The following is a 20,320-nucleotide window of genomic DNA, read 5'->3' as shown; positions in this document are numbered from 1 at the left end:
GGAACTAAACGTAGAAGTATCTCTCAAGCTCCCACTCCGTGACTTCCTTTGTGTCCGCCGGGATGCCCTTTGCTCTCACGTATTCCAGATATTCATTCCATTCTCCTTCCTTGTATGAGATGAAGTTTTTATACGCATCTCCAAGGGCATCTCTAACGACCCTGTCCTTCCTGAGTTCATCCAGAGCCTCCTCCAGACTGCCGGGCAGGGTGGCTATCCCGAGCTCATCCCTCGCTTTATCACTCATTTCATAGACATTCTCCTCAACGTATGCTGATGGTTCAATCCCCTTTTCTATTCCATCAAGCCCTGCCTTCAGTATCGCTGCAAACGCCAGATAGGGATTTGCACTTGGATCGGGGCAGCGGTATTCAATCCTCGCCCCCTTCCCCCAGAACGCGGGAACCCTTATGAGGGCACTCCTGTTCCTGTAGCCCCATGAGATGTAGACTGGTGCCTCATACCCCGGAACAAGTCGCTTATAGCTGTTGACCGTCGGATTTGTCAGCGCTGTTAAAGCCCTCGCATGCTTCAGTATTCCCCCTATGAAGTGGAGGGCTGTATCGCTTATCCCCTCCTCTCCCATGAACAGGTTTTCATCTCCCTTCCACAGGCTTATGTGCAGGTGCATGCCGTTCCCCGGCATTCCGTAGATCGGCTTCGGCATGAATGTTGCATAGAGGCCGTGCATTTCACCAACCGCCTTCACAACATACTTAAAGCTGATGATGTTGTCCGCTGTTCTGAGGGCATCATCAAAGCGGAAATCAATCTCATGCTGGGCCCTTCCAACCTCATGGTGGAGAACCTCAGGGGTAAGGCCAAAGTAGGGCATGTACAGGGCTATCTCCCTCTTGATGTCCCGTGCCTTATCGAGGTTTATTATGTCAAAATAACCCCCTGCATCCGGGAGGTTGAGCTCCCAGGTGCCGTTTTTCCTGAAGAAGTAGAACTCCGGTTCGGGCCCGATATATGCCCTCATGCCCTTTCCTGCAAGCTCTTTGAGGGTGTTCCTCAGCACACCCCTTGAATCGGCCCAGTATGGCTTTTCATCCCTGTATATATAACCATAGACCCTCGCAATGCCCTCCCACGGCACCTCACTGAAGGTTGTGGGGTCTGCTTTAAAAACAAGGTCGCTGTCCTCTATTCCCTGGAACCCCGGTATCGATGAGCCATCAAAGGATATCCCATCCTCAACCGCCTCCTCGTATCTCGATATCGGTATCTCCATGCCCTTGGGAACACCGTTGATATCAACAAACACCAGCTGAAGGAAGCGAATTTTCTTTTCAACAGGAGCTTCATGTGTCAGGGCTTCGCTCATTTTACTCCACCTTCCTTGATTGTTTGTTCATGATAACACAGCTAATACTGAACGAATGTTTGAATATAAAGTTTTCGATTAATCATTTAGCATAATGACAAGGCATGGATTTGAACACCATAAAAATGTTGATTTTGTTTGTAATCCATGGCAATTTTTACATATAAATGCAAAGAACAGCTCCGAAAATGTTTTAGTGCAGGTGAGTATATGATATCATGCCAAATCCAGACGAGATTATACACAGGGAGATAAGCAGGATAAACAGCCACCTGCCAAAGGCGAGAAAAACTCTGGCCCGGCTCATGGAGGAGGATGAGCCGAAAATTCAGCTCAGAGACGGCAGCCACCATTATTTCAGAAAAAGCGAACTTGAGCTGATTTCCACGTTGATTGAAAGGGAGGAAGCCGAAAGCCTCCGCCTCCCGATAATACTGGAGATTACGAGAACATGGCACGGTTATTTTAAAGTCAGGGGAAGGGTTGAGGTTAAGGTTATAGAAAAAATCCTTGACCGGTACGACTTGCTTGAGGAGAAAACCGAGGTTATACTTCCAAGATACCTCCTCCCGAAGATCAGAAAAACCCTGCCCACAACCACAACATACGCATTTGTTATGGAGTGAGCGAGATGGATGATGAAAGGATCCTGATGAGATACTATGCATTCACTATTCCGCATATAACAGTCATAGCGGGAGCTCTCCTGGGGGTACTCCTCATAGCAGGGATTGACATAAAGAAGGCCCTCGGAATATTTTCAGCTGTCTATGGAATGCTGCTCATAATCATAGGTTTGATGGCCAGACCGCACTTCTCAAAGCTGACTCTCTACAGAATCAGCATCATGTTCTTTTCGGGCATTCTGATAGCAGGAATTATCCTCTTCTTCCTTGGATAAACACGAACTTTATATTATTAAAAGTCAAAAGTATCCCAGGGGATGGTGATGAAGGGAAGCACCGTGATGGTTATTATGTTCATGCTAACCATGATCCTGTTCATGCCTCCGGCTCTCGCCCAGAACACCTCACTGAGCATCAAGGGCAGCATCACCGTGATTTCCGGGGACTACTCCTCAGGATCAATAATCATTACAAATTCCGGAAACCTGGCGTATGACCTCGTAACATTTCAGGACTTCAGGGTTGTGGATGAGAGGGGAAATGAAGTGTCCGGATTCAGCTTCACAATGGACAGAACAAACTTTATTGGATGGAAAATAGGCAGGAGCTACGTCATAAACTACAACATCAGCGCGGGAAAAGACGTCCCAGAAGGCAGCTACTCCCTGCTGCTGAGGTTCAGGGCGCTCTCATCGGGAGGGGGAAGGCTGTATATTCTGAGAGCAAGGATTCCCGTGAGGGTTATTAAAAACCCCCTTCAGTTCGGGAAGCTCTCCATGTACGTTAAGGGCAGGGAGGAGTACACCCATCCCTTTACCGGGGATACGCTCGTTGTCTATTCCCATGTGCAGAACCTCGCCCATTTCAATGTCAAGGTTACCGCCGGGGCATATCTGGAGAAAGATGGGAAGCACTATTTGGGCCAGACCAGAGAGGTAATCCTGAACCCGGGAGATAACACAATCAGATTCGAGATAAGCATACCCACCGACTTTCCTGAAGGCACATACGCCCTTGTATATACGATTAAATATCCCGGAGGGGAGAAGAAATTTACCCAGGTCATCAAAGTCGGAATTGGGGTTAATATAATAAACCTGTCAACCAAGTCTTCCGAGGTCTTTCTCAGTGAAAACAACGTCGCATACCTGACCCTGATAGCTGACAGGGACATCCCCCTGAGGATTGAAATCAAGGCCACCGCTGGGGAGAAGGAGATTTACAGGATGAACAGGGCATTTCAGGTAAAGAAGGGAACCCGGGTAATAACGCTGGAGCTGCCCACAAATGTATCAGGGAACATCAGGGCAAACATAAGTGTTTATTACGGAAAGCTTCTGCTCAAAAATTTCCACACGGACTATCGTGTTGTGGCGTATCCTGTTCTCTCAAAAATCACGTACAGAAAAACAGGTTCGGATAGCGTGGAAATCACCCTGAACATCATAAATGACAACGCTGAAGCCGTTCCCGGAAATCTGTACTATGAGATATACACCGAAGGGAAGGCCCTGTATAAAAAATCGCTGAAGATAACGATACCTCAGGGAGCCCTCACAATGAAGCTCAACTTCAAGGTTCCGGTCGGGAAGAAGGTGTACTACAGATTTTCACTGAGCGCCCTCGGCAAACAAACAGTGAAAGAAGGCAGCCTGATGCTGAAGCCTCCCTCCTCCACCCGCACATCCACTTCAACGACCGTAACAAAAACAAAAACCCCCTCAACAACCCAGATAACCACAACATCGAGCCCCGAAGGGGGAAGCAGGGGTCTTTATGCGGTGATAATCCTTGTAGTCTTCGCAATAATAGCGGTGGGATATTATGAGAACGTGAGATCAAGGCCCGCGAGGAGAACAAGGCCTAAGCCGAAAAGAAAATCCCCCCTCGGAAGGTTCAAACGGCCGAAAATGCCAAAATTCAGGGAGAATAAGGAGCTCCCAAAGAAGTGAGAAATCTTTTTATTCCCCTTTTCTCAAACCCACTCTGGTGAGGGGGCTGGAGCTGTCCGCAAGGAGGAAGTTCCGCCCACCGCACCGGGGCCGCGGTGCCGCAAGGCACCTCCCGAGAGGGAGGGCAACGGCGCAGAAACGACACGGCCCGGCAGGGATGGGGATGAAAGCGGCGAAGGCCTTCGGCGACGAAGGCCGAGCTAACCCGCAGACGACCTGCCGGGAAGCGGTGAAACGGCCGTCCCGCGGGGTGCAAGGCCAAAGGAGGGGCGATGAATTCCCGGTGGGAGTCCCGTGGTAGGCCGCTCAGTCGAATGCTCCTGAATACAGAAGGCGGGCTATAGCCCCCTCACCTCTTTTTCAGTATGTCTGCCAGCGATGCTGAGAGTATCAGGAGACCACCGACCGCAGTTCTCAGGGAAGGAATCTCCCCAAAAATCAAAAACGCATAGACAACAGCACTCAGGGGATCAAGATAGCTGAGCAGGGCGGCTTCGTTGACCTCCACCTCCCTCAGGCCTTTCATGTACAGCAACAGGGCAAGGACTGTATGAACCACGACCAGAACGCCTACAGCCGGCCAGCTGATTCCCCCTGATGAGACTCCCGCCACAGATACAAAGGGTGCGAGGATCGCTGCGGCCACAGCAAGCTGGGAAAACGTTAGAACTTCAGAGTCCATGCCGCTCAGGAACCTTCCGAGGTTGGGGATTAGGGCATAGAAAAAGGCCGCAAGGAGCGCCAGAATCAGCCCTTTGTTTGCCGTGCTCACGCCTTCACCGCTCATTATCGTGATAACCCCCATAAATGCGAGCGCTATTAGAAATACCCGTGTCCCTGTGATTTTCTCACCGAGGAACCTTGCGGAGATTATGACGGCAATGATGGGGGCGGTGTAATAAACAAGGACTGCCTCCGCTATCGTCGTGTAGAGGAATGCTGTGAAGAGAAAAACCCAGTTCAAAGCCAGTGCAGCACCGAGCAGCAGAATCCACATCCAGTTCCCTCTCAGTTCGCCATGAACCCTCTTCAGCCACATTGGCTCCCTGAAGCTATAAATTCCCAGAAACAGGAGGGCACCAAGGGAAACCCTGAAAAATGCCACCCCAAGACCCGTTAGGTGAGTAAACCTGCTGAATATTCCCACACTTCCCCAGATCAGCATTGATACTGTGATTTTAACTCTTCCGGATATCATTCCTCATGCTCCTCGCGCCATATTTTATATGCCTCTTCAACCTCTCTCTTTCTGAATTTAGGAACAGCATCCCTGAGAGGATTGAATTTTTCGAGATCCCTCTCCGAGGTCCCGATATACGTCGTTACAAAGCCTGCCTTTGAGTGGAGGCTTGAAGGAACTCTCAGGATTCTCTTCACATCAACCGTAACCCTCCCGTCAAAATACGCCTTTGAGAACGTTGATGAGAGCGCAAAAAGCTTCAGCAGTGTTCTGTATCCTATGCCGCGGGGGAATGAGGTTAAAAGTGCCTTCCTGACAAAACCATCATAGATTTGCTCTCTGTTTCCGAGTATCTTCCTTACTTGGGCTTTATTCAGACCTATATTAAGGAGGTGATTTTCGCTGATCCTTCTCACGAAATAGCCGAAGCGGAGACGGAAGACCCTGAAGTAGCCCGATGAGAGCATAATCTTCCTGCCCTGAATGTCTTCAAACGTTATCTCCTCAGCAGACGAGATATACGCCAGAATCTTCTCCCTGGCCTTTCCATCAAGCCGGAGGGCCCATTCATCAAGAACCCTTATGTGATATCCCCTACCGGAATAAACTGCATGAACATTCTGGAATCCAAAATCCTCCTTCAGAACAATCAGCGTGTCCCTTGCGAGCTCCTTCGCATCCTCAAGGCAGATGGGGCACACCTGTCCGCTTGGATGAAGGCTCTGGCATCTTCTCAGGGGCAAGTCCTTGGCATCTATATCAAACACGAGCTCGGCACCCAGCCAGCCGGCCATTTCCCTCGGCTCCTCATAGAGAGCCACACTCGAAAACATGGCATATGGAGCGGTCGCTTTTACGTAGTCCTCCAGATCCCTGACATCCTGAAAGACGTTCTTCCTATCGCTCGGCCCATCCCCTGTGTGGTCAAACCCAAATTCCCTGTTTTCGATTGTTTCAACCAGAAAATCCGGCATTTGTTTGGGGCTCCATTCCCTCCTGTAGTAGAGGAGCCTCTCCTTCTTCGTAACCTCCCTGAAGAGCTCACTCATTTTTCTCACCCGACCGCTTGCCCTCAAAATACAGCTTCCTGAGATAGTATGTCAGGGGATTCTTTATGTTCCTGCAGTCCCTGTCAGGTCTGCACAGCTGGGGAGCGCTTGTCCTTATTTTATCGCAGTTCGGGGGGAAGTACCAGGGGGTATTCCCGCTGTCTTCAATATTCGGCCTCTCCGTGAATCCAAAGCCGAGGTGATACCAGATGTTCTTGACCTCATTTGGCTGATCCTCAAAGAGAGGGGGCACACAGCGGTTTCCGGCTTCAATTATAACAGGCAGAATCTCCTTCTCTATCACGCTCAGGTCTTTAATGCAGTCCTTCACCCTGATGTCCTTCCTCGGAGGGTTGGGACATATCCTGGCATAGCTCAGGAAGGAGGTCAGAAGCACGGTAATGGCATAGTTCCTCAGGCCGGACGGAACTCCCCTCATGGCGGCTTTTATGCAGGGAGGGAAAAGATCAAAACGCAGGGGCTGTGCCTTTGCACTCCCAAATCTTTCAAGCCTCTCCTTGAAGTAGTCTCTGGCAAACTCCCCCAGCCTTTCATACAGCTGGAGGTAGTACTGGGGCAGCTCGTCCCGGATTTCATACAGGATGCCCACAGCCCTCTCGATGTTCTTTTCAAACGATTTTTTCCATAGCCTCAGCATCTGCCCCTCCGTGAGGTAGCCGTAGCCGTTTTTTATGTATATGTCCTTCAGACTGCCCTCCCACAGGCGGAGGATATCCCCGATGTGCATCCTGTACTTCAGCCGGAGCTTTTCCCTTTCTTCGGGGGATATTTCGCTGTGAAGCCTTTTTTCCACGATGACCCTGTCCCTCTCAGGAATTTCCTCATCATTGACCTTCATAAGGGGGAGACCGAGTTCATCGCTACCGGCACCGTATTTTGATATCCTTTCGGAGTATATCCTTGCGTTGGCCTCCCTGACAACCTCCATCTCAAGGCCGTAGGGGGAGAAGGCAAGCGCACCGAGGAGGGCGTAAAAGCCCATGAGATCCTCCAGATCACCCAGCCCCAGAAACTCAGAAGGCAACTCCCCATTTTTGAGCCAGGTAACCCTTTCCATGACCTCATCTATCCCAACATAACCCGGAATTCTCATCAGCAGCTCGTTTATGCCCCCTATCTCCTTAACAAGCTCCTTTGCCGCCGGTCCAAATGGGTCTAACATAGCTTCACCTTATCAGATATCCACCAATGGAAATAAAACTCTTGTGATTTTCAGGTGCAGGATTTTTGGATATGTTGTTATCCATCCAAAAGACTTATATCGTAGGAAAACCAAAACAGTATAGGTAACCGGAGAGTTAAACTCAAACGTGTCAAGATACTCAGGTGATTTCCATGGATGGTGAATATAAGGTTGAGAGGGTTAAAAGTGGCATTCCTGGCTTGGATGAGCTTGTTGACGGTGGCTTTCCCAAGAACACCACGATCCTTGTAACAGGTTCCACCGGTACAGGTAAGACAACATTTGGTGCCCAGTTTATCTACAAGGGTGCCGCTGAATACGGGGAACCCGGTGTATTTGTCACCCTTGAAGAAAGGGCCCAGGATCTCAGACGGGAAACCAAAACATTTGGTTGGGATTTCAAGAAATATGAAGAAGAGGGTTTAATTGCTATAATCGACGGGGTGAGCTCAACCGTTGGTTTGCCCTCCGAGGAGAAGTTCGTTCTTGAGGACAGGCTGAATGTGGAGAACTTTTTGAGATACATCTACCGTGTTGTCAAGGCCATAAATGCCAAAAGGCTCGTTATAGACTCTGTTCCGTCCATAGCCTTCAGGCTCAAAGAGGAGGCCCAGATCAGGGAGGTTCTTCTCAAACTGAACACGATACTCCTCGAAATGGGCGTGACCTCGATTCTGACGACTGAAGCTCCAGACCCGAAGGCAGGGAAGATAAGCAGATACGGCATTGAGGAGTACATCTCAAGGGGACTCATTCTGCTGGATTTCAGGGAGAGGGATGTTGAGCTCAAGCGCTACCTCCTGATAAGGAAGATGCGTGAAACGAAGCATTCCATGCGTAAGTATCCCTTTGAGATAACGAACAAGGGGATTGTTGTCTACCCGAGCGGCGAGATGTACTAAAGTTTCTTTTTAAAATTCACCCTCAGTTAGCGAAAGGTTTTTAAGTTTCCTGTGTTACTAATAATCATGGTGAAGATGGGACTTCTTGATATTGTCCTCACAATAGGCATTATTGTAGTGCTGCTTGGCATGAGCCTTTACTCCCCCCATGCGCATCAGAAAAGCACCACGCTTGCAAACTTCACGGGGCTCTGCATATACTCCTCCCCGGGATTCTCGATACTGACCGACGGAGAAAAGAAGATTGCGGTTCTCAAAACCCTAAACGTGAGCACCATCTACAGGGTCTCAGGCGTGATGCTTAACAGCACCTATGGCAGCAGGCTGAAGCCTGTAAATATCTCCAGAGCAACCCCTGCTGTACTGGAGCTGAAAAGCGTTAAAGGGGCGTTCTGGAAGGATGAAGGCTGCTATTTGCTGACCCCGGCGAGGGTAAAGCTCGGATGGTGCCCCAGTGCAGCCAAGGGCACAGTTCTTGAGGTGAAGGGCATACATTACGGTTCCCTGTTTTACCCAGTGAACTTCTCCTCCAGAGGCTACATGAGAAGACCCGAGAACGGAATGCCCTTCAAAGCGGAGGGAATCGTCATCTACACACACCCCGACACGGTTATATGGAACGGCACCCATGAAATTCGCCTCTACCTCCCCTACGGCATCCGGCTGAAAGCCGGCGACAGGGTGAGGGTTCTGGGCATTGTGAGGTTTTACTCCATGCTAACACTCATCATCGAGTCTCCGGGGGATGTTGAGATTACAGGGAAAGCCCGGAAAGTTCCTGTTGGGGAGGCTTCCGTGGGGGAGATAGCCGAAGGCAGATGTATGGTTCTCAGCGCAGGAAAAGGTCTCTCCATGAACTGCACATCCCTCAAACTGTACGGATTCAAAGCAAAGATAGGGGACACGGTGAAATTCGAGGCAATCCGGAGGAAAAACTCCCTCTACTGCCTGAAATGTACAGTGATAGCATCCAGAAAGACTCTAAAAAACAGCATCTGCACACCCACTCCCGGCAAATTCGGAAAGATAGATGGCAGCGTTGGATGGGTTAAGACGTACAAAAACGGCTTCGGTCTGGCAAACATAACGGAGGGTTCGTGCTGGGTTCTCCTGAAGCTCCCAAAATCCCTGGGGATCTCCCTTCGGGAAAACCAGAGCATTACAGCGTTCGGAACATTCACGACCTACCGCGGTATGCCTGCATTCTCCGTCAAGTCGGGGGAGGATGTATGTACGGGGAGATGCTCTTAGGAATACTGTTTGGCACGGCCACAGGAATAACCCCTGCCCTGCATGTAAATACGCTGGCATCGCTCCTCGATGGCCTGAATCTCTTCGGGGGTTTCTCCTTCGTGCTCCTCGTGTATGCGATGGGGCTAACACACACCTTCCTGGACTCGATACCCTCAGCGCTTTTCGGGGTTCCCGATGAAGGCACGGCATTGAGTATCCTGCCAGCCCACAGGCTGGTACTTAAGGGAAGGGCTCTGGAGGTCGTCAGTATTTCGCTCTGGGCAAGCTTTCTGGCCGTTCTCTTTGCATTTCCCCTGCTTTTAGTATATCCCTCGCTGGCGGAAAGATACAGCCCCGACGCAGGGAGGATTTTTGTCATCCTTCTTGCAGCATTTCTAATTCTGAGTGAAAAGGGCATGAAAAAGGCCTACGCTCTTCTGATATTCCTCCTATCAGGCTATCTCGGGATCATCGCAGGGAGATTCCCGATGAAAGAGCCGTATTTTCATCTCTTTGTCGGGCTCTTCGCGGTTCCAACTCTGGTTGTATCCCTAAGGTCAGATATCAGGAAGCTCAGCTTTGATCAGGATGCAGGGATAAAGATGAAACGCCCGAAATTTCTGCTGTTCTCCCTTCTGGGCTCCCTCCTCGGAATGGCGGCATCCCTCCTCCCGACATTCACCTCTTCACAGGCAGCCATTATCGGCAGCTTTATCTCGAAGGACGAACGCTCTTTTCTGACCGTGGTGTTTTCCGTCAACACCTCCAACTTCCTCTTCTCCCTCGTCAATTTCTATCTTACGGGCAGAACGAGAAACGGTGTAATGGCACTCCTGAGAAAGAGGGATGTTTATCTGACCCACCCCCAGCTGCATTTTCTCCTCCTGACCAGCCTTGCAGTCTCCATGATAGTGATGCTCTACGGTGTGAGGCTTGCCGGACTTATCGGAAAACTGCTCCAGAAAGCGGATTACAGGAAGCTGAACATCGGAATACTGGTCTTCATATTCCTCGCATCGTATTACTTTGACGGCCTTTCGGGAATCCTGTTCCTTACGGCAGCCAGCATGGTGGGATATCTGGCAATCAGGCTCGGGGTTAAGAGAACGAACTGCATGGGAGTTCTGATGCTCAGGATAATTATGGGATAGTGGAGAACTGAAACAGAAATGGAAATAAAAACAAACTCCGAACACCAGCTAGGACTTTTCCCTGAGAATCTTCTGGAACTGGGAGTAGTCCGTAACAACCTTGACATCCTCAAGGGTCTCAAAATAAACCTTCTTTATTTTAACCTTCCTTACAGAGGTGTACTTCATCTCGGGCGGGTCGTAGGACTCGGGCTCCACAACCTCATCCTCAATCACATAGGTCTTCAGTTCGGGCTGTCCTATATACTTCCAGACCTCGTAGAAAACCTCCGGAGAGAGATGCATCTCCCCCTCAATCTCCGTGTAGTCTGCACCAATATCTTCCAGAAACTCTTTTATAACGTCCAAGTTCATAGAACTCACCCTTAAATATTAGGATGCCAAGAGTTAAATACCTATCGCCCAAATCTGAGAAGGGTGAGAGGATGGCAAGGGTTTATGTTGATGCTCAAGCTGTGAGAGCAATTGAAAAAGGGGCCATGATAATCTTCAAAAAAGGCGTGATAAGGACCGAAGGCGAGATCAGGCCGGGCGATATAGTTGAGGTGTATTCGAGGGGAAAGAAATTCCTCGGGAAGGGTTTTGCCAACCCAAACTCAAACATAATGGTGCGCCTGCTCACGAAGGACAGGGATACCGAGATAACAAAGGAACTCTTCAGGGAGAGAATAAAGAAAGCAAATGAGTACAGGAAAAAGTTCCTGGGGTATAGAAAGGCCTACAGGATGGTCTACGGTGAAGCGGACTACCTTCCCGGGCTTATAGTTGACCGCTTTAATGAAATAGCATCCCTTCAAATCTCAAGTGCGGGAATGGAAAGGTTCAAACTCACCGTTGCGGAGGCAATAATGGAAGCCGAGCCTGAAATCGAGACGGTCTTCGAGAAGAACACCGGTCGCTCAAGGAGAAGGGAAGGTCTGCCCGAAATCGAGCGCGTCCTCCTCGGCAAGGAGAAATACAGAACCATAATCGAGGAAGGGAAGGCAAGGTTCATCGTTGACATGCGCGGGCAGAAAACAGGCTTTTTCCTCGATCAGAGGGAGAACCGCATCGCCTTGGAAAAGTACATAAAACCCGGATACAGGGTTCTGGATGTGTTCACCTACACAGGGGGCTTTGCAATCCATGCCGCCGTGGCCGGAGCTGAGAGGGTCATAGCGGTTGATAAATCCCCCCAGGCCATAAAAATGGCGGAGGAGAATGCAAGGCTGAACGGCGTTGAGGACAGAATGGAGTTCATAGTTGGTTCGGCCTTTCCGGTCATGGAGGAAATGACAAAAAACGGCGAGAAGTTTGACGTCGTTGTCATTGACCCGCCGGCCTTTGTCCAGCACGAGAAGGACTTAAAGCGTGGCCTGAGGGCATACTTCAACGTCAATCAGGCGGGCATGAAGCTCGTCAGGGAGGGCGGCCTTCTTGTTACATGCTCCTGCTCCCAGCATGTTGATATGCAGACCTTCAAGGACATGGTTATTGCAGCTGCGGCCAAGGCGAAGAAGTTCCTCAGGCTGGTGGAGCCCTACCGCGTTCAGGCCCCTGATCATCCCATACTCATGGCATCCAAGGACACCGAATATCTCAAATGCCTGTTTCTCCATGTTGAGGACATGAAATAGCCGCTCTGCCCGTGGGCGTCTCCTCATCTTTCGGCTTTCAACTTTCAGAGGAGGTGCATTCTCTTCATCGCGGCCCAATCAAAAATCGTCCCCAGAATATAAGAACCTTTCATTCACGCTGGGTGTGTCTATGACTGTTGGTGTTTGTGGAGGAGGAAGATGCACTCTAACGATGCAAAAAACGTTCAAGCACTCACGGAAGCAACCCAGCTTTAACTTTTAGGCACGCCCCATTCACGCTAGGTTTATAGTCAATGAGCTCCGTATTTCAATTATGCCCCTGAGAGTTCTAACCTTTGAACATCCTGACCCCCGCTTTAACCTTGCATTTGAGGAAGCCCTCGCAAGGGCGAGGAGCGGAAACCTGATTCCCGACACGTTGAGGATATGGATTAACGCTAAAGCCCTTGTTCCGGGTTATTTTAGAGACCCGGGGGAGGACATTAATTTAATCGAAGCCAGAAGGGAGGGGTTCCCCATAATAAGGCGTTTTACGGGTGGAGGGACGGTCTATCATGACAGGGGCTGCATAAACTATTCAATAGCCCTGAAGAGAGAGGTAAAATTTCCAATCTCCTACCTCTACGGCACCCTGTTAAGGGGAACCCTCACTGCTCTGGAAGGGCTGGGGATAGAAGCGGAGCTCAGAAACACGAGCGATATTGTTTTTAAAGGGAGGAAAATCTCGGGAACCGCGGGGAGCATAAAGTGGGGCGTCCTCTTCCTTCACGGCTCAATTCTGGTAAATGCCAACTTAAAGAAGCTTAAATCCCTCCTCAAAACACCGCGGAATATCAAGCCCTCAATAGACCCCGTTAAGTACAGGGTGGCGAATCTCTCCGAATTTATAGAGGTCACCCCGGAGGATGTCATCGAATCCCTAATCCGAGGCTACTCGAAAGTTCTTCCCTCGGGGTATTATTTCGATGAACCGACGGAGAAAGAGATGGAGCTCGCCAGACTGCTCTATCGCGAGAAATACTCAAGAAAAGAGTGGAACCTTGAGAAACCGCCAAAAATCAGGAGAAGAGAGCTCGAGGAGAAAATAAAGGACATTCTGGGCTAATCTCATGGCTCCGGATTAATCCTCAAAGAATCCCCTTTCGGCTGCAATCTTCAGCGTTTTCCTGTAGTCTATAACCCTCGGCCCGTTCCTCGTAACCTTTGCCTTTATCTCGCCTCTCACCTCGGTCTCCCTCTCACCATCCAGCGCAAAGAGGGAGGGGGATGTTTTCACCTCGACCTCCTCTCCGAGCTCCAGCTCTCTAAAGCCCTTTATCCCGACCTTCTTGAAAACACCCGGAGCTATCGGCGCTTTTATAACCCTCCCCTCTCCAAGCTCCAGATAGAGCCCTATGTCGTCATCTTCCGTTATCTCCCTGAGAACTCCCGCTATGGCGCTCAACCCGATGTTGGAGGGGGAGCACCTGCTCACGATGAGCTCCCTCAAATACTCCGGCTTCCAGACCGCCTTTGATCCCACGAACGAGTGAAGGGTCGCGGCCGCATCTATGAGGGCTATATCCTTCAAAACCCCGTCTTCAAAGAGCTCAACCCTCTTGGTTCTATGAGTACCCTCGTGCACCTTTACAACCCCCATGGCTATGGCAGCAACCGCCTCCCCCGCTATGGTGGCCTCTATCATGTAGGGAAAGACGTTGTTCGTCCCCGTCGATATGGGCATTATGGGGGTATCACCGCATGCCTTGGCGACTATCCTGTTGGTTCCATCCCCTCCTATGACCACTATAACGCTCACCCTATCCTTCATCGCCCTTGTGGCGTTGTAGGTGTCCCTCCAGTCCCCGAATATCCTCATGGGGAGCATCTCAACCTCCATGCTGAGGTGTTCTCCGATTGCGTTGACGGCACCAGGGACTATGCCAAATGTTTCCGGCATCGCCATTATGTGCTCAACTCCGAGATCCTGCAGCACCAGAAGAAGCCTCTCGACTATGCTAACCTTCTCCATGTTATCAAAAACGCTCGCATGGGCAACCAGCCGTCTTATGTCCCTGCCGGACTCAGGGTTCGCTATTATGCCAACCGCAGCTTTCATGTCCCGCCTCTCCTGACGTAGAGGGTTATGAATGCCACAGCCATAAGCATCTCGTTCGTTTTATCGCCGAACTCTTTGAGGGCTATTCCGGGCCCCTTTAGCCCGCCTTCAACAACCGTGACGGCCTTTTCACACGGTATTGGAACCGCTTTTTTAACCTCATCTGCACTCACGCCTTCGGGATAGGGCACTCCAATGAGGATTTCCGCCCTCACATCCCTCTCAAAATCGAGATCAAAGAGCTCCAGGAGCCCAACCGTGCAGACCCGGGTTATCGCATCCTTAACCGCCTTGACGGCGGCTTTTGTGGGGTCCTGCCCGTGCTGGTCAACTCCCATCCCAATCTCTATGACATAACGCTTCCATTCACTCATCTCCAAACACTTCCCCGGGATTTTCTATGTGGTGTTTTAAGCGTTGCAGGAATTTTGCCGCTGGAGCACCGTCAATGGCCCTGTGGTCAAAGGTGAGGGAAAGCGTCATGACGTGAGCCACCTCAATCCTCCCATCCCTCACCACAGGCTTCTCCACAATCCTGTTCACCCCAAGTATCGCAACCTGAGGAGGATTTATTATGGGCGTGAATGAATCAACGCCGAACATTCCGAGGTTAGTCACCGTAAAAGTACCGCCCACAAAGTCCTTCTCCTTCAACCTACCCTTTTTAGCCCTATCCACAATGTCCATGTAATCCTCAAGAAGCTCATGAAGGCTCTTTTTATCAACATTCCTGATTACGGGAGTTATCAAACCCACCGGACTGTCAACGGCCACGTTTATATTCACATCCTCATAGATAACTATCCTCCCCTCCTCCATCGCCGCATTGACTTCAATGAAGTCTCTAATGGCTTTTGCAATGCACTTCAGCATTAAAACCGTGAAAGAAGGCTTCACCCCAAGCCTTTCCGCCAGCCTCTCCCTCATTCTCATCAAATTATCCATCCCAACCTCCATGTTCAAAGTTACATGAACAGCCTCCCTGTAACTCCTCGAAAGCCTCTCCGCAATGACCCTCCTGATACCAAAAACCCTCCTCTCCTCCCTAACCCTAGGGTAGAAATGCTCCCTAATGTATGCCTCCAAATCCCCAAGCGTAACCTCACCACCAGGCCCTGAACCCTTAACCTCCGACAGGTCAACATCATACTGCTCCGCAATCAACCTGACCTCCTCGCCACTCATAAAAATCACTCTTCTGCTTCTATTATCGCAATTGTTTCTCCAACAGGGACCTCGTCCCCAACCTCATGGAGAATCTCCACAAGGGTGCCCGATGCAGGAGCCTCAACTTCCCCCGTTATCTTCTCGGACTCCACAATGGCAATAACCTCCCCCTTCTCCACTCTATCGCCTGCTTTCTTCTTCCACTCCAGTATGGTTCCCTTTTTCATCGTCATTCCAAACTTCGGCATAATCACATTTACTTTCCCCATGAGATTACCCCCATCTAAATCAACAGTCCGTGCATTAATAACTGACATATTCTATATAACATTTGCGAAATACGTATATAGTAGTTTTGCAAAACAACATCACGATTAAGCCCTTTTTTTGATATAGTCATAGTTGCTTTAATCAAAACTAATGGAGGAAAGACCATGCCTGTAGAGGAGATTCCAAAGGAGAAGCTTTTGTGGATGTACGAAACCATGGTGAGGATTAGAGTGCACGAGGATAGGGTTGCGGAGCTCTTTGCCCAGGGGAAAATACCCGGATTTGTCCACCTCTATGTGGGGGAGGAAGCTGTCGCAGTGGGTGTCATGGCCAATCTGAGGAAAGAGGACTACATAACCAGCACCCACAGGGGACATGGACACTACATTGCCAAGGGAGGGGATATAAAGGCATCAATGGCCGAGCTCTTTGGAAAGAAGACCGGAAGCGGGAAGGGAAAGGGCGGCTCAATGCACATAGCTGATCTTGACGTTGGTGAGCTTGGAGCCAATGGTATAGTAGGAGGAGGAATTCCCCACGCTGTCGGAGCTGCATTGGGGATAAAGCTCAACGGTCTCGACAGCGTTGCCGTTGCCTTTTTCGGTGACGGTGCTTCAAACCAGCAGAACTTCCATGAGGGAATAAACCTCGCCTCAATATGGAAGCTCCCGGTGGTGTTCGTATGTGAGAACAACCAGTACCAGATATCACTATCCTATGACAAACAGCAGGCGATTAAGAGCGTTGCGGAGAGAGGGAAAGCCTACGGAATCCCGGGAGTCAGCGTGGATGGACAGGATGTTCTGGCGGTTTATGAGGTCGCAAAGGAAGCCATTGAAAGGGCGAGGAGGGGTGAAGGCCCCACGCTCATAGAGGCCAAGACATACAGATTTAGAGGACATTTCGAAGGGGATCCGCAGGTCTACAGGTCGAAGGAAGAGGTGGAATGGTGGAAGAAGAACAAGGACCCCATAAAGCTCTTTGAGGACAAGCTCCTAGAAAAGGGAGTTGCAACAAGGGAGGAGCTCGATGGGATCTGGGAGAAGGTAAAGAAGGAGATTGAGGAAGCCGTTAAGTTCGCCGAGGAAAGTCCGTGGCCCTCAAAGGAGGAGGTTGTGGAGGACGTCTTCTCAACGCCAACCAAGGGGGTGCTCGTATGGCAGTGGTGAGGGAAATAACATTCGCACAGGCACTCAATGAAGCCCTCGACTACGAAATGTCAAAGGATCCAAAAGTGGTTGTCATGGGTGAAGATGTGGGGGTTTACGGCGGCATCTATGGCGTAACCGCAGGGCTCTATGAGAAGTATGGACCTGAAAGGGTTAGGGACACCCCGATAGCAGAGAGCGGCTTCATAGGAACCGCCGTCGGTGCGGCTGCAACGGGTCTCCTGAGGCCCGTGGTGGAGCTCATGTTCATAGACTTTCTCGGGGTGGCATTTGACCAGCTCTACAACCAGGCCGCAAAGATGAGGTACATGTTTGGAGGGAAGGCCAAAATCTCCATGGTTCTCAGGACAACATGTGGAGCCGGCTTCTCGGCGGCAGCACAGCACTCGCAGTCCCTCCATGCACTGTTCTCACATGTGCCCGGTCTGAAAGTGGTGATGCCATCGACGCCCTATGATGCAAAGGGACTGCTGATTTCCTCGATAGAGGACGACGACCCGGTGATATTCATAGAGCACAAAGGACTCTACGCAATTAAGGGCGAGGTTCCGGAGGAGCCATATTCAATTCCACTCGGGGAGGCGGATGTCAAGAGGGAAGGGAAGGATGTTACCATCGTTGCAACCGCCGCAATGGTTCACAAATCCCTGGAGGTCGCGGAGAAGCTCGAAAAGGAAGGGATAAGCATCGAAGTGGTTGACCCGAGGACAATCGTCCCCCTCGACGTGGATACCATTCTGGGTTCCATAAAGAAGACCGGAAAGCTCGTTGTCGTTGATGAGGGGTATCCGAGGGCAAGCTTTGCATCGGATATTGCCGCTTTAGCCGCGAGCAAAGCCTTTGACAGCCTAAAAGCCCCCGTGAAGATAGTAACCCCACCTGCAACCCCAGTCCCGTTCAGCCCCGCCCTTGAGAGTGAGTGGATACCGAGCGCCGAGAAGATTGAAAAAGCGGTAAGAGAAATCCTCTGACCTCCTCTAAATTTTTAGAAAGAAGGGAAGTGAGGATTGTGGAAAAGCCCATATTTACGGATGTGCTTCAGGTTGCGGTCGTTGTGAAAAACCTCGATGAGACCGTTAAGAAGTATGCGGATGAATACGGGATAGGTCCGTGGGCGATATATGAGTTCAATCCCGAGACAGTGAAGGACATGATCATAAGGGACAGGAGAGAGGATTACGCCATGCGCATCGCCCTGTGCAACATCGGAAAGGTCCAGTGGGAGCTGATAGAGCCAAAGGACGACAAGAGCATCTATGCGGAGTTTCTACGGGAGCATGGTGAGGGACTTCATCACGTGGCCTTTGCGGTTGAGGATTACGATGAAGCCATGAAATTCTTCCGTTCCAAGGGTCATAAAATCCTGCAGGGCGGCACATGGTGTGATTTCATCTACACATACCTGACAACGGAGGATGATCTGAAGATTATTGCCGAGATTTACAAGCCTCCCGAGAACTTCAAATGGCCCGAGCCCGATGCCGTGTATCCGCCCGATGCCAAAATACCGTGGATAGGATGAGCAGGCTTCAATCTTTATTTTTAATTTTTTCAAGGACACTGGAAGGTGGTAAAAACGCCCGAGAAAGAGGAAAAGGGGCAGAAATGGGGGTATCACTGGCCCGTGATGCTGGCGGTTATCATAGCCTCCATTTTGAACTGGTGGATCGGACATTTGATATTCACGAGAGTTTCCATCTGCGGAGCGGAGTGGCTCGATATCGTCGGGACGTACCTATGGGCTCTCTGGTGGGTCTTTGCATTCGTGGTATGGGGATACTGGCCCTTCAACAAGATAGAGAGCTGGTGGAGCCGCGGGATCACAATGCTCAGCGTTTCGTGGATACTGGGTGTAATATGCTGGTATGCTGCAAGCAAGCTGGTTAACCTTCAGACCTACGGATTTCCAATACTGGCAGGCTTGTTCTTCTGGATAGTGGTGACAGACTTCTCCTTCCACCTGTGGGGAGAGACACCGGCTCCCAAAAAGGCTGTGCTGGATCTGCTGCTCTGGTACTCCCTGGTCATAACAACAATGATAGTACTTCCAAAACCCGGGCTTATGCCCGCCTGGTGGTTTGTTCCCACACAGTGGCTCCTGGGCTCCGGAATTATAGCCTACTGGAGCAAGGACATGAAGGGTTACGAGAGGGGCATAACCTTCTGGGTCATAAACATGGCGGTGGTGTTCCTGGCAATAGGAATTGCATCATTACTCGGTCAGTTCAACTTCTCGCTGGATGCACCTTATGCTTCCCTCACAAGCGGCTATTCCCTCTACTTCCTGATATGGTTTGGAGCGGGGTGCAGCTTCAACTGGAGCGTCTTCGTCATATTTGAGGGATGGCCCTGGAAAAGGATAAAGCCCCCGACACTCGGCGCCATCATAGGCTTCATTGGGGTTATCATAATTCAGATAATCGCAGTTCTGGTGAGCATTGCAATAACTAAGCACATATGGCCCCCAACAAGTCCCCAAGACACATACTACCTACTCCAGGCGTTCGTTCTGGCTTATGCAGGAGTACATTGGGGATTTGCGATACCCCTGTGCTTCCCATCCAAGAGAACGGGATTCCCGCCCTCGTGGTCGTGGGAAGACTGAATGATGTGCATCAAAGAGTTGGAGGTGTATGTATGGGTGAGCTCAAGGCCGCTTTCATGTTTTTGGCTCCCGGGGCAGAGCCCGAAAAGCACAGAGCCGTGGTTAAGACCCCGGTTGTCGAGCTCCACGTGGTTGGAGTGAAGGATTACGAGGAAGCCTGCAGAGTTGCAAAAAAGCTTGTCGAGGAAGGAATTGCAGCGATGGAGCTGTGCGGCGGTTTTGGCAACCTCGGCGTGGCAAAGGTTGTCGAAGCTGTTGAAGGAAGAATCCCGGTCGGTGTTGTCAGGTTTGACATACACCCCGGGCTGGAGAACAAAAGCGGAGATAACATATTCGGGTGATAAAGATGGAGGAGTGGACGTTTTACATAACAGGAAAGTCTCTCTCGGGGACCAAACTGCTCGCGAAGGTAAGGGATTTCGAGGTTCTCGTCGACGAGCCAGAGGAGATAGGAGGAACCAACGAGGCCCCAAACCCCGTGGAGTACCTTCTCGTGGCTCTGGCCGGCTGTCTGAACGTTACCATCAGGGGAATCGCGGAGGAGAAAGGGATACCGGTTGAGTCGCTTGAACTGGCCCTCACCGGAAAGCTGAACCCTGCGAAGTTCCAGGGTCTCTCGGAGGAGGGACGCGCAGGCTTCACGGAGGTGACGGTCTCTGTTTACCTGAAGACCGATGCCTCCAGGGAGAAAATTGAGGAGCTCCTGAAGGAAGTGGAGGAGCGCTGTCCTGTTACTGACAATTTGAAAAATTCAACGCCGGTAAAAATCGAAATTAAGCCCGGATGACTTTTTGTTTTTTGCATCTTAAT

General features: G+C 50.5%; 23 protein-coding genes and 1 other RNA gene. 15 read left to right on the top strand and 9 right to left on the bottom strand.

From position 1 onward, the window contains the following. Positions 1 to 4: 4 nt before the first annotated feature. Entirely contained in the window at positions 5 to 1,327 is a 1,323-nt protein-coding gene (gene glnA / locus ACYQ27_RS01715) for a type I glutamate--ammonia ligase (protein WP_460040890.1), read from the bottom strand. Between the two features lie 218 nt (positions 1,328 to 1,545). Between glnA and ACYQ27_RS01710 the strand changes: the two genes are divergently transcribed. The 4 genes from ACYQ27_RS01710 to rnpB all read left to right on the top strand — a co-directional run bounded on the left by ACYQ27_RS01710 (position 1,546) and on the right by rnpB (position 4,258). Beyond that, the gene (locus tag ACYQ27_RS01710; RefSeq protein WP_456395888.1) at positions 1,546 to 1,953 is read left to right on the top strand and encodes a DUF61 family protein; all 408 of its coding nucleotides are present in this window, start codon (positions 1,546 to 1,548) and stop codon (positions 1,951 to 1,953) included. A gap of 5 nt (positions 1,954 to 1,958) precedes the next feature. Then, positions 1,959 to 2,228, top strand: a complete 270-nt coding sequence (locus ACYQ27_RS01705) for a hypothetical protein (RefSeq protein WP_460040889.1) — start codon at positions 1,959 to 1,961, stop codon at positions 2,226 to 2,228. Positions 2,229 to 2,276: 48 nt separating this feature from the next. After that, positions 2,277 to 3,905, top strand: coding sequence for a COG1361 family protein (locus ACYQ27_RS01700; RefSeq protein WP_460040888.1), 1,629 nt, complete (start codon positions 2,277 to 2,279; stop codon positions 3,903 to 3,905). Positions 3,906 to 3,942: 37 nt separating this feature from the next. Next, an RNA gene (gene rnpB / locus ACYQ27_RS01695) (RNase P RNA component) lies at positions 3,943 to 4,258 on the top strand. On the opposite strand, the gene ACYQ27_RS01690 is transcribed toward rnpB, so the two are convergent. The 3 genes from ACYQ27_RS01690 to priL are packed head-to-tail and all read right to left on the bottom strand — an operon-like array spanning position 4,255 to position 7,317. After that, positions 4,255 to 5,103 carry a DMT family transporter gene (locus ACYQ27_RS01690; RefSeq protein ID WP_460040887.1) on the bottom strand — a complete coding sequence of 283 codons (849 nt, stop codon included), beginning with the start codon at positions 5,101 to 5,103 and terminating at the stop codon, positions 4,255 to 4,257. The genes rnpB and ACYQ27_RS01690 overlap by 4 nt on opposite strands. Beyond that, a complete protein-coding gene (priS, locus tag ACYQ27_RS01685) occupies positions 5,100 to 6,134 on the bottom strand; it encodes a DNA primase catalytic subunit PriS (RefSeq protein ID WP_456453919.1) in 1,035 nt (344 codons plus the stop codon). The genes ACYQ27_RS01690 and priS overlap by 4 nt, the downstream gene beginning before the upstream one ends. Further along, the gene (priL, locus tag ACYQ27_RS01680) at positions 6,127 to 7,317 is read right to left on the bottom strand and encodes a DNA primase large subunit PriL (protein WP_456395878.1); all 1,191 of its coding nucleotides are present in this window, start codon (positions 7,315 to 7,317) and stop codon (positions 6,127 to 6,129) included. The genes priS and priL overlap by 8 nt, the downstream gene beginning before the upstream one ends. Before the next feature lie 173 nt (positions 7,318 to 7,490). Here priL and ACYQ27_RS01675 point away from each other — a divergent pair, with 173 nt between their 5' ends. From ACYQ27_RS01675 to ACYQ27_RS01665, 3 genes are all read left to right on the top strand, one after another. Continuing rightward, a complete protein-coding gene (locus ACYQ27_RS01675) occupies positions 7,491 to 8,240 on the top strand; it encodes an ATPase domain-containing protein (RefSeq protein ID WP_456453920.1) in 750 nt (249 codons plus the stop codon). A 66-nt stretch (positions 8,241 to 8,306) separates the two neighbouring features. After that, complete coding sequence (locus ACYQ27_RS01670; RefSeq protein WP_460040886.1) at positions 8,307 to 9,491, top strand: hypothetical protein; 1,185 nt, start codon at positions 8,307 to 8,309, stop codon at positions 9,489 to 9,491. Continuing rightward, complete coding sequence (locus tag ACYQ27_RS01665; protein WP_456453922.1) at positions 9,470 to 10,624, top strand: tripartite tricarboxylate transporter permease; 1,155 nt, start codon at positions 9,470 to 9,472, stop codon at positions 10,622 to 10,624. Before ACYQ27_RS01670 ends, ACYQ27_RS01665 begins: the two co-directional genes overlap by 22 nt. 48 nt (positions 10,625 to 10,672) lie before the next feature. On the opposite strand, the gene ACYQ27_RS01660 is transcribed toward ACYQ27_RS01665, so the two are convergent. Continuing rightward, on the bottom strand, positions 10,673 to 10,978 hold the full coding sequence (locus tag ACYQ27_RS01660; RefSeq protein ID WP_456395870.1) for a DUF5748 family protein: 306 nt from the start codon (positions 10,976 to 10,978) through the stop codon (positions 10,673 to 10,675). Between the two features lie 71 nt (positions 10,979 to 11,049). On the opposite strand from ACYQ27_RS01660, the gene ACYQ27_RS01655 reads away from it, so the two are divergent. Then, positions 11,050 to 12,240: a class I SAM-dependent rRNA methyltransferase gene (locus tag ACYQ27_RS01655; protein ID WP_456453923.1), complete on the top strand. Its 1,191-nt coding sequence runs from the start codon at positions 11,050 to 11,052 to the stop codon at positions 12,238 to 12,240. Between the two features lie 274 nt (positions 12,241 to 12,514). After that, on the top strand, positions 12,515 to 13,306 hold the full coding sequence (locus tag ACYQ27_RS01650; RefSeq protein WP_460040885.1) for a lipoate--protein ligase family protein: 792 nt from the start codon (positions 12,515 to 12,517) through the stop codon (positions 13,304 to 13,306). A gap of 15 nt (positions 13,307 to 13,321) precedes the next feature. On the opposite strand, the gene ACYQ27_RS01645 is transcribed toward ACYQ27_RS01650, so the two are convergent. The 4 genes from ACYQ27_RS01645 to ACYQ27_RS01630 are packed head-to-tail and all read right to left on the bottom strand — an operon-like array spanning position 13,322 to position 15,735. After that, positions 13,322 to 14,299 (bottom strand): ATP-NAD kinase family protein, encoded by a 978-nt coding sequence (locus tag ACYQ27_RS01645; protein WP_456453925.1) that lies wholly within the window; start codon positions 14,297 to 14,299, stop codon positions 13,322 to 13,324. Next, the gene (locus ACYQ27_RS01640) at positions 14,296 to 14,673 is read right to left on the bottom strand and encodes a Lin0512 family protein (RefSeq protein ID WP_460040884.1); all 378 of its coding nucleotides are present in this window, start codon (positions 14,671 to 14,673) and stop codon (positions 14,296 to 14,298) included. Before ACYQ27_RS01640 ends, ACYQ27_RS01645 begins: the two co-directional genes overlap by 4 nt. Beyond that, positions 14,666 to 15,484 (bottom strand): dihydrolipoamide acetyltransferase family protein, encoded by an 819-nt coding sequence (locus ACYQ27_RS01635; protein ID WP_460040883.1) that lies wholly within the window; start codon positions 15,482 to 15,484, stop codon positions 14,666 to 14,668. Before ACYQ27_RS01635 ends, ACYQ27_RS01640 begins: the two co-directional genes overlap by 8 nt. Before the next feature lie 5 nt (positions 15,485 to 15,489). After that, positions 15,490 to 15,735: a biotin/lipoyl-containing protein gene (locus tag ACYQ27_RS01630; protein WP_460040882.1), complete on the bottom strand. Its 246-nt coding sequence runs from the start codon at positions 15,733 to 15,735 to the stop codon at positions 15,490 to 15,492. A 165-nt stretch (positions 15,736 to 15,900) separates the two neighbouring features. On the opposite strand from ACYQ27_RS01630, the gene ACYQ27_RS01625 reads away from it, so the two are divergent. From ACYQ27_RS01625 to ACYQ27_RS01600, 6 genes are read left to right on the top strand one after another with little or no spacing between them, the layout of a single operon-like run. Beyond that, positions 15,901 to 16,905 carry a thiamine pyrophosphate-dependent dehydrogenase E1 component subunit alpha gene (locus ACYQ27_RS01625; RefSeq protein WP_460040881.1) on the top strand — a complete coding sequence of 335 codons (1,005 nt, stop codon included), beginning with the start codon at positions 15,901 to 15,903 and terminating at the stop codon, positions 16,903 to 16,905. After that, complete coding sequence (locus tag ACYQ27_RS01620) at positions 16,893 to 17,876, top strand: alpha-ketoacid dehydrogenase subunit beta (RefSeq protein ID WP_460040880.1); 984 nt, start codon at positions 16,893 to 16,895, stop codon at positions 17,874 to 17,876. The genes ACYQ27_RS01625 and ACYQ27_RS01620 overlap by 13 nt, the downstream gene beginning before the upstream one ends. A 29-nt stretch (positions 17,877 to 17,905) precedes the next feature. Next, on the top strand, positions 17,906 to 18,427 hold the full coding sequence (locus ACYQ27_RS01615; protein WP_456394863.1) for a VOC family protein: 522 nt from the start codon (positions 17,906 to 17,908) through the stop codon (positions 18,425 to 18,427). Positions 18,428 to 18,472: 45 nt separating this feature from the next. Further along, positions 18,473 to 19,510, top strand: coding sequence for a hypothetical protein (locus ACYQ27_RS01610; protein ID WP_456453018.1), 1,038 nt, complete (start codon positions 18,473 to 18,475; stop codon positions 19,508 to 19,510). Positions 19,511 to 19,542: 32 nt separating this feature from the next. Then, on the top strand, positions 19,543 to 19,851 hold the full coding sequence (locus ACYQ27_RS01605) for a DUF6506 family protein (RefSeq protein ID WP_460040879.1): 309 nt from the start codon (positions 19,543 to 19,545) through the stop codon (positions 19,849 to 19,851). A 5-nt stretch (positions 19,852 to 19,856) separates the two neighbouring features. Further along, positions 19,857 to 20,297: an OsmC family protein gene (locus ACYQ27_RS01600; RefSeq protein WP_460040878.1), complete on the top strand. Its 441-nt coding sequence runs from the start codon at positions 19,857 to 19,859 to the stop codon at positions 20,295 to 20,297. Positions 20,298 to 20,320: the final 23 nt, after the last annotated feature.

This window comes from Thermococcus atlanticus, from assembly GCF_054657855.1.
This window is presented reverse-complemented; position numbering and strand designations above follow the sequence as displayed.

Excerpts from the sequence above, each read along its gene's own strand:
- ACYQ27_RS01675 (WP_456453920.1), top strand. The coding sequence starts at position 7,491 with ATGGATGGTGAATATAAGGTTGAGAGGGTTAAAAGTGGCATTCCTGGC.
- ACYQ27_RS01665 (WP_456453922.1), top strand. The coding sequence starts at position 9,470 with ATGTACGGGGAGATGCTCTTAGGAATACTGTTTGGCACGGCCACAGGA.
- ACYQ27_RS01660 (WP_456395870.1), bottom strand. The coding sequence starts at position 10,978 with ATGAACTTGGACGTTATAAAAGAGTTTCTGGAAGATATTGGTGCAGAC.
- ACYQ27_RS01650 (WP_460040885.1), top strand. The coding sequence starts at position 12,515 with ATGCCCCTGAGAGTTCTAACCTTTGAACATCCTGACCCCCGCTTTAAC.
- ACYQ27_RS01625 (WP_460040881.1), top strand. The coding sequence starts at position 15,901 with ATGCCTGTAGAGGAGATTCCAAAGGAGAAGCTTTTGTGGATGTACGAA.
- ACYQ27_RS01670 (WP_460040886.1), top strand. The coding sequence starts at position 8,307 with ATGGTGAAGATGGGACTTCTTGATATTGTCCTCACAATAGGCATTATT.
- ACYQ27_RS01690 (WP_460040887.1), bottom strand. The coding sequence starts at position 5,103 with ATGATATCCGGAAGAGTTAAAATCACAGTATCAATGCTGATCTGGGGA.
- glnA (WP_460040890.1), bottom strand. The coding sequence starts at position 1,327 with ATGAGCGAAGCCCTGACACATGAAGCTCCTGTTGAAAAGAAAATTCGC.
- priL (WP_456395878.1), bottom strand. The coding sequence starts at position 7,317 with ATGTTAGACCCATTTGGACCGGCGGCAAAGGAGCTTGTTAAGGAGATA.
- ACYQ27_RS01645 (WP_456453925.1), bottom strand. The coding sequence starts at position 14,299 with ATGAAAGCTGCGGTTGGCATAATAGCGAACCCTGAGTCCGGCAGGGAC.
- ACYQ27_RS01640 (WP_460040884.1), bottom strand. The coding sequence starts at position 14,673 with ATGAGTGAATGGAAGCGTTATGTCATAGAGATTGGGATGGGAGTTGAC.
- ACYQ27_RS01600 (WP_460040878.1), top strand. The coding sequence starts at position 19,857 with ATGGAGGAGTGGACGTTTTACATAACAGGAAAGTCTCTCTCGGGGACC.
- ACYQ27_RS01605 (WP_460040879.1), top strand. The coding sequence starts at position 19,543 with ATGGGTGAGCTCAAGGCCGCTTTCATGTTTTTGGCTCCCGGGGCAGAG.
- priS (WP_456453919.1), bottom strand. The coding sequence starts at position 6,134 with ATGAGTGAGCTCTTCAGGGAGGTTACGAAGAAGGAGAGGCTCCTCTAC.
- ACYQ27_RS01630 (WP_460040882.1), bottom strand. The coding sequence starts at position 15,735 with ATGGGGAAAGTAAATGTGATTATGCCGAAGTTTGGAATGACGATGAAA.
- ACYQ27_RS01700 (WP_460040888.1), top strand. The coding sequence starts at position 2,277 with ATGAAGGGAAGCACCGTGATGGTTATTATGTTCATGCTAACCATGATC.
- ACYQ27_RS01705 (WP_460040889.1), top strand. The coding sequence starts at position 1,959 with ATGGATGATGAAAGGATCCTGATGAGATACTATGCATTCACTATTCCG.
- ACYQ27_RS01620 (WP_460040880.1), top strand. The coding sequence starts at position 16,893 with ATGGCAGTGGTGAGGGAAATAACATTCGCACAGGCACTCAATGAAGCC.
- ACYQ27_RS01710 (WP_456395888.1), top strand. The coding sequence starts at position 1,546 with ATGCCAAATCCAGACGAGATTATACACAGGGAGATAAGCAGGATAAAC.
- ACYQ27_RS01655 (WP_456453923.1), top strand. The coding sequence starts at position 11,050 with ATGGCAAGGGTTTATGTTGATGCTCAAGCTGTGAGAGCAATTGAAAAA.
- ACYQ27_RS01635 (WP_460040883.1), bottom strand. The coding sequence starts at position 15,484 with ATGAGTGGCGAGGAGGTCAGGTTGATTGCGGAGCAGTATGATGTTGAC.